The 12,113-nt window shown below is 40.1% G+C and carries 9 protein-coding genes; 1 reads left to right on the plus strand and 8 read right to left on the minus strand.

From position 1 onward, the window contains the following. Positions 1-414: 414 nt before the first annotated feature. Positions 415-1,230 (plus strand): CRISPR-associated endonuclease Cas3'', encoded by an 816-nt coding sequence (locus tag DAHG_RS05115; RefSeq protein WP_022937258.1) that lies wholly within the window; start codon positions 415-417, stop codon positions 1,228-1,230. 872 nt (positions 1,231-2,102) lie between these two features. On the opposite strand, the gene lysS is transcribed toward DAHG_RS05115, so the two are convergent. The 8 genes from lysS to DAHG_RS05155 all read right to left on the minus strand — a co-directional run bounded on the left by lysS (position 2,103) and on the right by DAHG_RS05155 (position 12,013). Next, positions 2,103-3,605, minus strand: a complete 1,503-nt coding sequence (lysS, locus tag DAHG_RS05120) for a lysine--tRNA ligase (RefSeq protein WP_022937259.1) — start codon at positions 3,603-3,605, stop codon at positions 2,103-2,105. A 9-nt stretch (positions 3,606-3,614) separates the two neighbouring features. Further along, on the minus strand, positions 3,615-4,613 hold the full coding sequence (gene dusB, locus DAHG_RS05125) for a tRNA dihydrouridine synthase DusB (RefSeq protein ID WP_022937260.1): 999 nt from the start codon (positions 4,611-4,613) through the stop codon (positions 3,615-3,617). After that, entirely contained in the window at positions 4,585-5,502 is a 918-nt protein-coding gene (gene hslO, locus DAHG_RS18860) for an Hsp33 family molecular chaperone HslO (RefSeq protein WP_022937261.1), read from the minus strand. Before hslO ends, dusB begins: the two co-directional genes overlap by 29 nt. Before the next feature lie 62 nt (positions 5,503-5,564). Further along, entirely contained in the window at positions 5,565-7,619 is a 2,055-nt protein-coding gene (ftsH, locus tag DAHG_RS18865; protein WP_022937262.1) for an ATP-dependent zinc metalloprotease FtsH, read from the minus strand. A gap of 27 nt (positions 7,620-7,646) precedes the next feature. Continuing rightward, on the minus strand, positions 7,647-8,186 hold the full coding sequence (gene hpt / locus DAHG_RS05140) for a hypoxanthine phosphoribosyltransferase (protein ID WP_022937263.1): 540 nt from the start codon (positions 8,184-8,186) through the stop codon (positions 7,647-7,649). Between the two features lie 29 nt (positions 8,187-8,215). Then, positions 8,216-9,415, minus strand: coding sequence for a tRNA lysidine(34) synthetase TilS (gene tilS, locus DAHG_RS05145; protein WP_022937264.1), 1,200 nt, complete (start codon positions 9,413-9,415; stop codon positions 8,216-8,218). Positions 9,416-9,535: 120 nt separating this feature from the next. Then, positions 9,536-11,395: a SpoIIE family protein phosphatase gene (locus tag DAHG_RS05150; protein WP_022937265.1), complete on the minus strand. Its 1,860-nt coding sequence runs from the start codon at positions 11,393-11,395 to the stop codon at positions 9,536-9,538. A gap of 57 nt (positions 11,396-11,452) precedes the next feature. Then, positions 11,453-12,013, minus strand: a complete 561-nt coding sequence (locus DAHG_RS05155) for a hypothetical protein (RefSeq protein ID WP_022937266.1) — start codon at positions 12,011-12,013, stop codon at positions 11,453-11,455. Between the last annotated feature and the right edge of the window lie 100 nt (positions 12,014-12,113).

Consider the following 12,113-nt stretch of genomic DNA (forward strand, 5'->3'; position numbering starts at 1 on the left):
TGGTAAAAATTTAAGATTTATTTTAATCTTAGGATCTTTGCAAGCTTTTTTGAATAAATAGAAAAAATACTTTTCAAGAACACATAAATTCTGAAAAGTATTTTTATTTTTAATTTCTCAAACTGTTACTTTATGAATTGCAATCTATATACAACATACATTGAAATTATATTAATTAGTGTTATGATATAAATGTCAGGGCATATAACCTGCGGATTGAAAAAATGTTTATTGTATATTCAACTAGTAAAAGAATTGCTTCATAATAAACCAAATTCAATTTTGGTTGTAATGAAAGAATTTTTTTATTAATTTAATGAAAGCTTTTATATTTAATTATTCTAATTACAGTGTTTTCTATCACAAAAAGCGTTATCCAAAAGCCTGTATCTTTCACATAAAAGGAGGGTTTTTATGATTGCACATATCACGAAAACGGAAAGCAACCATATAAAAGAGCAAACTGTATTAGAACATTTAAAAGGAACTGCACATGTTGCAAGAATTTTGGGAGAACCATTAGGAATAAGTTCTCTTACATACATTTCTGCACTTTTTCATGACTTAGGAAAATGGCGGATAGCTTTCAAACATTATATATATACTGTTCAAGACGGCAATAAAGCAAATAAAATCAATCACAGTTCAGCCGGTGCCATCTTCATTTATCGTCGATACTATAAAAACGATGATTATCAAAAACTTACAGTCCAATTAATCGCATATGCCATATTATCTCATCATGGTTTAAATGACTGCCTCTCACCAGATGGCATTGATGTATTTAACAGCAGGATTGATAATTCAGAAAATTTAGATTTTGAAGAAGTAGTTAAAAATTTATATAATAGCAATATTTCTATGACAGAAATCGATACAGAGTTCGAAAAAGCAATTCAAGAGGTAAAAGTATTACGACAACAATTTGAAGCAAATAAATTAAGTCCTTCTTTTTCATTAGGTCTGCTAGCACGTATGCTTTTGTCAATCTTAATTGATGCTGATCGTATTGATACAGCAATTTTCTGTGGCAAAAGAGAAACTAAATCAACATTGCAAGATTTTACTCTTCCTTGGCACCAATTATGTAACAATCTCGAAGATTCTCTTAAGCAATTTAATAGCATCTCAAATCTCAGAGAAAAAATTTCCTTGGAATGTAAAGCATTTGCTAAAAACCCATCAGCTATTTATCGGTTATCTGTACCAACCGGTGGAGCAAAACCCTAAGCAGTATGCGTTATGCATTAAATCATGCCAATATTTATAAGAAAAAAAACATCATTTTATCCTCTAAATTATGATGAACTCTATAAAATATCCGAAAAATTAGGCTTTTTTTATCATATTATGTATATTTTTGCTGTCGAGAGTCGTATGGCTCTCGTGGATTGAAATCATAAAATACTCAATCGGAACATTAAAATAATCAGGTCGAGAGTCGTTGGATTGAAATAAAGTATCCATAATATAATTTTCTCATCAAAATTGTCGAGAGTCGTATGGCTCTCGTGGATTGAAATAATTTCTTTTAAGCTATCGTACAAATAATTCAGCGTCGAGAGTCGTATGGCTCTCGTGGATTGAAATTATTGTACCCTCATTATACTAAATTTTGAAATTTGTCGAGAGTCATATGGCTCTTGTGGATTGAAACATTCTTCTGGTTTACCATGAACTAAAACTAGAGCTTTTGCGATCCATGAAAATTGAAGGAACAAAGTATCATTAAAGAGTACAAAAGCTTAATTTTGCAATCTACAAGCAAGTATGGCTATAAAGACGGAAAACTTCACATCTACTAACGAATAAAAGAGCAAAAACATTAACATTATCAGAAAATCCTAAATATTGTTAAGTAAGAAAATATCAAATGGTTTTTATTTTCCCAACCGAGCATAAACTGAATGAAGAGTTAATTATTATATAAATTCATATGATCAATAAATATCACAGTTAAACACCATTCACTCTCTTAATTAAGAGCGAACGCTTTTTCATTTAGTAACTTCCTTCTTCTACAGCCACAAAAAAAGCCCGCAAAATTGCAAAACATGCGATTATAACGGGCTTTCTTCATCCTTTAATGATTTATAAACTCCTTATTTATTTTTCATGTGCGGGAACAGCAATACCTCACGAATCGTACTCTGATTCGTCAGCAGCATAACCGTACGGTCAATACCGATACCAACACCACCCGTTGGCGGCATACCATATTCCAACGCCTCTACATAATCGGTATCCATCTCACTAGCTTCATCGTTACCCAGATTCTTTTCACGAACCTGCTTTTCAAAACGTTCACGCTGATCAATCGGATCATTTAATTCAGAGAACGCATTTGCGTATTCCTTACCACAGATAAATAATTCATAACGATCTGTGAAACGAGGATCTTTCTCGCTCTTCTTAGCAAGCGGTGAAATTTCCACTGGATGTCCATATACATAAGTCGGCTGAATCATCTTCTCTTCACAATATGTTTCAAAGAATAAATTAATAATATGACCCACACCTGTGTGATGTGCTTCAACCTCAATATGATGCTCCTTAGCCAAAGCCTTAGCTTCATCCAATGTCATTTCCTGCCAGAAATCAACACCGCATGCTTCCTTAATCGCATCAACCATATGTACGCGTCTGAATGGTGCCTTCAATGATAACGCTGTGCCTTGATACTCAATTTCCGTTGTACCGCAGATTTTCACAGCCAAATCATTAAACAGACCCTCTACAAGATCCATCATGCCATTCAAATCCGAATAAGCCACATAAGCCTCAACCGTCGTAAATTCAGGATTATGCGTCGCATCCATACCTTCATTTCTAAACAGACGGCCAATTTCATAAACACCTTCTAAACCGCCGACAATCAAACGCTTTAATGGCAGCTCAGTCGCAATACGCAGATAGAAATCCATATCCAGTGTATTATGGTGAGTTACAAACGGACGTGCCGCGGCACCGCCCAAAATAGGCTGCAGCACTGGCGTTTCAACTTCCACAAGACCCTGACCATCTAAATAATTTTGAATCGCCCGAATAATCTTTGGCCGTGTCAGCGCGATTTTCTTAGAACTTTCATTAACGATCAAATCAACATAACGTCTTCTGAAACGCTCCTCAACATCCTGCAGACCGTGGAATTTCTCAGGCAGCGGGCGCAATGCCTTAACCAAATGCGTATACACCTCAGCCTTAATAGTCAATTCACCATGATTCGTTTTCATCAAAGTACCTTCGATACCTACGATGTCACCTAAATCACCCTTTTTAAAGATTTCAAATGCCTCTTCACCGATAGCATCCTTACGCACGTAGATTTGAATCTGTCCGTCGATATCCTGAATATGCATAAAACCAACTTTACCTTGATTTCTGCGCGTCATGATACGACCGGCAATCTTCACCTTCAGATCAAGCTCTTCCAGCTCTTCTTTCGTGCAATTCTCATACTTACCTTTCAGCTCCCCTGATTTATAAGTACGATCATAACGTTCACCAAACGGCTTAACTCCGCGTTCTTCAAGCCACTTCAATTTTTCTCTTCTGACTGCTTCTTGTTCAGTCAGCGAGAGAGTTGTTTCATTGTTTTGTTCCATATATTTTTCCTACCTATCTAACCATTTCCACTCATCATTTATGAGCGACTGTTTATAATTCTCTAATATTATAACAAATTCTTCGTAAGTAGTCATTTGTGAAATGCAATCTTTTACACGATGACTGTATTTTAAGCCCTTCATATACCAAGAAGCATGGCCGCGCATCTCTTTCATGCCCACATTTTCACCTTTTAACGCAATTAATGACTGCGCATGCTGTCTTGCTAATTCAAACTTTTCATCAATATCAGAATCACCTAGCAGTTCTCCTGTCTGAAGATAATGAGCCGTCTGCCGGATCAACCATGGATCACCAAGTATACCTCTGCCGATCATTACCGCATCCACACCTGTTTCATTCAACATCTGTTTCGCAAGCTGCGGTGAAGTCACATCACCATTTCCCATCACGGGTATTGATACCGCATCCTTAACCGCTTTAATGATATGCCAATCCGCTTTGCCTTCATACATCTGTTTGCGGGTACGCCCATGAACCGCTAAAGCACTGGCACCGGCATCCTGCATCATCAGCGCGAATTCAACAGCATTCACTGAATCCTTATCCCAGCCCGCGCGCATTTTTACCGTAACAGGTTTTTGCACATGCTTAACGATCTCGCGCACAATTTCAGCGGCATGTTCAGGATCTTTCATCAATGCGCTGCCCGCATCACTTTTCACAATTTTATTAACCGGACAGCCCATATTAATATCTAAAATATCACAATCCGTCTGCGTATCAATAAATACCGCCGCCTGCACCATACTTTCAATATCATGGCCAAACAGCTGCATCGTTAAAGGATGTTCATCCTCATTCACCTGTGTCATATCGATTGTCTTCGTATTTGAATAGCAGATTGCTTTATCAGATACCATTTCAGTATAAATCAAACCAGCGCCAAACTTCTTGCAGATACTGCGGAATGCCGGATTACTGATGCCTGCCATAGGTGCAATAACAATTTGATTATCAATGGATATGTTTCTGATCTTCCACATGTTTTGTTCCTACTGATTCATAAAAATTTTCTAAATCTATCAGTTCATCCTCACTGAATGTATAATGCTCATTGCACCAGTGACAAGTGATTTCACAGCCATGATCCTCTTCGATGAGTTTACGGCGTTCTTCCTTACTTAACGTCAGCAAGGCCCGCTTCATTGTTGTTTTTGAACAGCTGCATGTGAAACGGATCGGCTGCTTCTCAAGAATTTCAATATCATCAAAATATTGATGAAGGATATCCTCAGGACTATTTCCCTCATGGATCAAGGCAGACATTGGTTTCAGCTGTTTGACAATCGCTTCTACCTTCTCAATATCCTCTTCAATCGCATCCGGCAGCATCTGAATCAACAGACCGCCAGCCGCAATCACGGAATTATCCGTATCTACCAATACGCCGAGACTGACTGCTGAAGGTGTCTGTTCGCTGACGGTGAAATAGTATGCGAAATCATCACCGATTTCTCCAGTCTGCAGATTCACAGTGCCAGCAAAATCATCTTTCATTCCTAAATCACGAATCACCTTCAGCGTTCCTTCTTTACCAACCGCAATACCTACCGCCAGCTTACCCGTGTCATTATAGGTCATATGCACATGCGGATCAGAGACGAAGCCGCGCACATTGCCATCTGGAAAACAATCTACCAAAATAGTTCCGATTGGGCCGCCGCCATTGATCTGAATTGTCAGCTTTTCATCTTGATTTTTCTGCATACTGCCCATGATTGAACCAATTGTCAGCACACGGCCTAAAGCCGCTGCCGCTGTCGGCCAGCAGTCATGACGCTTTCTCGCTTCCTCACACAGATTAGTTGAAGCGGCAATGATTACACGCACACGGCCCTCACAAGCCAGTGCTTTTATTAAAGTATCTTCCATATATTCACTTCCTTTTCCTTTATCTCAATTACAGACAAAAGGTGCCTGCGCACCTTTATGATTTATTCTTCTGTGTCTTTAGGAGCAACAGGATCCTTATCTACACCCTCTTCAACCTTAACCGGTCCTTCCGGCTCATCAGTCGGTGTAGTAATCATCGTCTCTTCATCGATTTCGATGTTTTCAACATTTGGTACATGATCCAGACTGTCAACAACCTCACTCTGTTCACTTACCTCAGTAGACGGTTTCTCATCAAGATTTTCTTTCACAGGAGCACTAACCTTTCCGTAGTTAACCAGATTCATGATTTGCTCATTCGTCAGTGTTTCCTCTTCAAGCAGCGTATTAGCAATCAAATCAAGCAGAGCGCGGTTTTCCTGAATAATCAGTTTAGCGCGTTCATAGCACTCATTGATGATATTGCGTACTTCCTTATCGATTTCATAAGCGATTTCACCTGAATAGTTACTGCCGCTTGTGTAATCACGGCCAAGGAATACATTGCCGCTGCCATCATCATACTGAATCGGCCCCAGCTTGCTCATACCATAAGAACGTACCATCATCTTAGCAATCTTCGTTGCTTCCTGAATATCATTGCTGGCACCGGCGCTGATTTCATTAAATACTAACTCTTCAGCAACACGGCCGCCTAAATAACCAGTGATTTTGGCCAAGAAGTCTGTCTTTGTCGGCATCATCTTCTCTTCTTTTGGTGTCATCAAGTTATAGCCGCCGGCATTGCCGCGAGGAATAATCGTAACTTTTTGAACAATATTTGCATTCTCCAGTTTTAACCCGATAATAGCATGCCCAGTTTCATGATAGGCAACCAATTTCTTTTCACTTGGTGTATAAGTTTTTGATTTCTTTGCTGGTCCCATCATTACACGGTCGATGGCTTCATCAAGATCATCCATTGTAATCATCTTGCGATCATCTCTAACCGCCAGAATAGCACCCTCATTTAATACATTCTCAAGATCTGCACCTGAGAAGCCAGGGCAGCGCTTCGCAAGATTTTCAAGACTGACATCCGGTGCCAGTTTTTTATTTCTCGCATGAACTTCAAGAATCTCTGTACGGCCTTTTTTATCAGGCAGGCTGACCGTAATCTGTCGGTCAAAACGGCCAGAACGCAGCAGTGCCGGGTCAAGAACATCCGGACGGTTGGTAGCAGCGATAATTACAATACCCTTATTTTCACCAATACCATCCATTTCAACAAGCAGCTGATTCAGTGTCTGTTCACGTTCATCATTGCCGCCGCCCATACCAGCTCCACGCTGACGGCCTACCGCGTCAATTTCATCGATAAACACGATACAAGGCGCTGTCTGCTGGGCCTTTTTAAACATATCACGGACACGGCTCGCACCAGTACCGACAAACATCTCAACGAAATCAGAACCTGAAATCGAGAAGAACGGCACATCAGCTTCACCGGCAACCGCCTTTGCCAATAATGTTTTACCAGTTCCCGGAGGACCTACCATCAGTACACCCTTTGGAATACGGGCGCCCATATCAGCAAATTTCTTAGGACTCTTCAAATAATCAATAATTTCTTTAACTTCTTCTTTTTCTTCATCACAGCCGGCAACGTCCTTAAAACGAACCTTGATGTTCCCTTCAATTTTAGCTTTCGACTTCGTGAACTCAAACGCCTGCTTATTACCGCCGGCATTCATTTTAGAAAATAAAAATACAGTGGCGCCGATCAGAATTACCAACGGCACAATATTCAGCAGCGCATCTAACCAATAATTACTTTCGTTAGGGTCAGTAATCGTAATCTTGTTTGCCTGCTGGCCATCAGCGCCGGTACCCTCATCAAGCACCTGCTTTGCCCATGCTAAATTCTCATCAGTATTAGGAATACTTGCTGAGAACGCAACCTTTTGTTCGCCATCATAATAATAACCGCTGATATCCAATTTAGCTCGGCCAATTGAGATATTCGTATCACCGAAATTCATTTTCTCAGCGCGGGCTACAAACTCATTATAAGCAAAACGCGTCGTATTGCTTGTTGAGGAATAGCTCAGCAAACTAGAGAAAACCAGCAATATTAATAAATACGGTATTATATTAATAAAACGCTTTTTCTTCATTGTTAACCTCCTTTACTACTTTCTTTTTTATTGATAAACTTCATCCTTTAATACACCAACATATGGTAAAGTACGATATTTCTGATCATAATCCAAACCAAAACCAACAACAAACTCATTCGGTACCACAAAGCCGACATAATCAGCTTCAATTTCAACCGTACGGCGGTCAGGTTTATCAAGCAGGGATACTACCTTAACATCACTGGCGCCCTTATTTTTCAACAGGCGTGTCACTTCTTTTAAAGTTCTTCCTGTATCAATAATATCTTCAACAAGTAAAACCGGGATGCCTTTCACTGAACTGCTTAAATCCATGTTCACTTTCACATCACCGATTGACTCGGTTCCTTCGTAGCTAGATACATCCATAAAATCGATGCAGACATCTAAATCGATGTGTTTGATCAGTTCTGCCAGAAAAGGCACAGAACCTTTTAATAAACCTACTACCAGCGGTAATTCCTTAGCACAAGTATAGTCCTCAGAAATCTGTTTGCCAAGCTCTTTGCTTCTGGCAATGATTTGGTCTTCACTCACTAGTATTTTCTTCATATCCTGATGCATACCAAAAACTCCTCCTAAAAGTATATGTTCTATTTTATCACAAATACATTCGGTTTGTTAGTAAAATGTGCAACTTCACAGCCGATTTCAGGCACTAAAATCACTTTTCCCACACGATTCACAACAACCGGCCAGCATTTACGTTCTTTATGTGATTTTTTGCGGTCAATAAACCATCGGTTCAGCTTTTTAGTCCCTAGCCGCAGCACAATTTCATCGCCCGGCAGCGGTGAGCGGATCGTCAGCGGCCAATCATTTTCAGCAACACTTACCGCCTGCAAAGAAGTTCCCTGCGCAGATACTTTAAACCATGGCGTATCTAAAGGTTCAAATTTTTCAAGGGTGTAGCTGTATGTGAGCTGCTCATCGACTACATTCAAAAAGCCATAGTCACAATATAACCGCTTGTTGTCCGGCAGATCAGCACACCAGTTGCCATTTTTGCTCATCCGCTGAAACAAACTTTCTATAAATGCCTGACTATGATTTTTTCCGCCATTATTCAGCAGCAGCCATTGCCGCAAAACATTATCACCATCAGTCCTCGCCAGCAGATCATCGACTGCCAGATACTCGCCCGCCTGCTGCGCTGCCTGTTTTGCCGTTTGATCCAGCTGCCGCTTTTCTTCATTCATCATCTGGATTTGCTTAGCCAGCGACTGCTTTTCCTCAAGGCTCATTTTTTCCACAATCTGATGACGGATGCGATTGCGCGTATAATCATCAGTGAAATTACTCTCATCATCACCATAGGATATGTGATGCATAACACAATAATCACGGCATGCCTGTTTGCTCATTGAAAGCAGCGGCCTGACAATCCGTAAGCCATCAATCACTGTTTCATAAGCCAAACCATAGCACATCGGAATCTGCCGGCGTTCCTTTTGAATCAGATATGTTTCAATCACATCATCCAGCTGATGGGCCACCAATACACCCGCACATTCGTATTTCATTACTAATTCTTTAAAGAAAGCATAACGAAAATCACGGGCATATGCCTGAAAATTACCCTTCCCTTCATAATGTGAAAGTTTAACATAACAGGGAATACCATGCTGTTCACAATAATCCTCAACAAGCTTCATATCACGCCAGGCGCTGTCTCGTTTCTGATAATTAACATGCGCGGCAATCAGATCCATTTTAGCCTTAACACATTGATCCAATAAAGTCATAGAATCACTGCCGCCGCTTACTGCCACAACCCATTTACCCTTCAGCATAACATCACCGCAAATATTATAGCATGTAAAATCAGCGCTGCCAGCAAAAGAAACCTTTCCGTCAATTAATTTAACATTTAATCAAAATAAAATCAGAAGCTTATCGCCCCTGATCATACATTATTTAATTTGTGCCAACAAAATGGTGGAATCATCATTTCTTTCCTTTTCCCTCAGTATTTCCATCATTGCGTCTACTTCCTCTTTAGCGCTGCCTAATCGTCTTTGGTGAATCCAACGATATATTTCATCAACATAAATGCCGTCACTGCTCATTAAGAACCAGTCACCCTTTTCTACTTCCACATGGATTGAGTCTACCTCAATCGATGCCACGATACCTACCGGCAACGATGAACCATTGATTTCATATACCTCATCCGCTCGAATCAAATAAGTAGGGCATGCCGCTGATTTAGAAACCGTCACTGTCTTTTTAAACCGATCAAAATTCAATACATCAAAGGTGGCGTAATTATCCGATAAAATTAATTTATTGATACAGCGTATAGCCTCAACCTGCGGGATATTACTGGCAATCATCCGCTGAAAGATAGCAGTAATGCTCCTTGAGATTCTTGAAGCCGCTTCGCCGCTGCCCATGCCGTCTGATATCATACAGAGAACAAAACGAGAATAGCGAAAAATCGAAAAGCTGTCGCCGCATGCCTGGCTGTCATGACGGATACTGTCGGCATAGGCATCAATCATAATTGGTGCTGATGAGATAAATGAATAATGAAAAAGCCCTGAATAATTGCGGTTATTCTTCTTTTCAACCAATTCCATACGGGTTGGCAGCACATGATTTAATAAAGGCATCAGGGTAGCTTCTACCTCACTTCTCGGCAGCTCCTTTAATTCCAATTCTAAATAGATACAGCCCTCTTCATTTTCTTCAAGCAGGCATGATACGACATCAATCTTATAACCGTCAAGAAAATCCAGCAGCTGATCCTTCCGCTTTTCCACATCAATCTGGTGTCTTGTGCAATTGTTAGCGGTATAACTTAAAGCCTTAGCCATCGTCTCCAGCATCTCTGATTCAACTTCTGACAGACTCGCATAATAATCCGCCAGATTCTCAAATATCACAGAGAAATTATTCAGCTGCCGATTCATTACCGCAATCCGGTTCATATCACTCAATGCCACACGTTCCATCATGCCCTTAAACGGCAATTCAGAAGTACGCAGCAAATCAAATAGCAGCAACAGCACCAAGCCTTGCACAATAGCGATAAAATCAAAGCCTTGAGCCGCAATACCTACCAGCATCAATCCATTCATTGCCAATGGCTGATCCTGAAGCAGACTTACCAATAATAAAAAGCCAAAGGCAACTGGCGTTATTAAACCCGGCATTAACATTTCTAAGTATAAATAAAACAAGATTGACACTGCTGGCTTAACACTCATCAGCATAAACACAAAAATTAATAATGCGAAATATTCCTGATTCAGTATTTGCATCAACAGAAGTCCAGCGATAAAAATCAAACTGCCATAGACTGCATCAGGCAGCTGCAGTTCCTTTCTGATCCAGCCGCAATCCCTGTATGTATCTAAAGCCAGAATAAATTGTCCCAGCATCAGCACAATGATTTTTGATACAGGCTCACTCACCGCATAAGCCACGCCGCCGCTCATCAGCATCAAAAACCATGGCAGTGTTTTATAACTTGGCCGTTTTAAAAGCTGCATCACTAACATCCATGCGCAGACACAGCCGCTTAATAAAACAATCTCAATTAACTGATCCGGATAGAAAAGCATGGTGCCGCCGATACATGCAATACTTAAAAGAATCATTTCCTTGCGCTTGCGCACATAAAAGAAGCTGAACAACAAAAGCAGCAGCCACCAGCTTGTTTCAATTGGCAGCGCTGAAAGCAGCAGTCCGCTGATAAAAGCACAGCCGTCCCCAGCTGTCAGCAGACGCTCCCTTGTCTTCTTCTGCATCAGTACTTTTTCACTCATATAGACACCTCACTTGCCCTTATTCTAACGGTTGCAGGACAAGTGTTTTGTCGAATTTCAGTCCAGCATAGAAGTTTTAAATTTTTCCTTTATCTCCTTAAATTTCCAGCCTGCCACATCTAAATGTGCCTTTACATCGATAATTCTCGCAGTATTAATAAATTTCGCGTCATTTAAAAAGAGTACCGACTCACGATTCATGCCTTCAATTTTACCTAACGGATATAAATATGTACCATCCTTGCCAAACGCTTTCTGATACGTCTGCGGATTACTGGTCATGGGAATTACCAGTGCTTTATAATGAACGATTGATAAGACTAAGCCAAAATGCTGATAACCGGCTTCATAAAGATAAGCCTGACCAAAATCAATATAACAGATATCACCAGGATAAACCTGAAGTCCCATCGCTTTGCTGCTTTGGATATTTCGGCGGACATTATAATTCTTCTCACTGATCAGCCGCTGAACACTTTCCCGATAGCTGATTGATGAATATTCCTGACGTTTCTCTTTAATAAACCAATTCCAAAGCTTATTCCACTCCTGTTTGATTAACGATTGATCCGAGGTTGTACAGACATCATAAAATGCTTCAATTTCTTTTACTTGCATTCAAATCTCCTCCTACCTCTTAATATGCTCAAAATTTGCAGTTTCCTAACAATAAAATCAGATTTATCTTCAAGAAAATGATTTTAATTCCTTCAAGCTG

Source organism: Dielma fastidiosa (assembly GCF_000313565.1).
Taxonomy (GTDB): Bacteria; Bacillota_I; Bacilli_A; order Erysipelotrichales; family Erysipelotrichaceae; genus Dielma; species Dielma fastidiosa.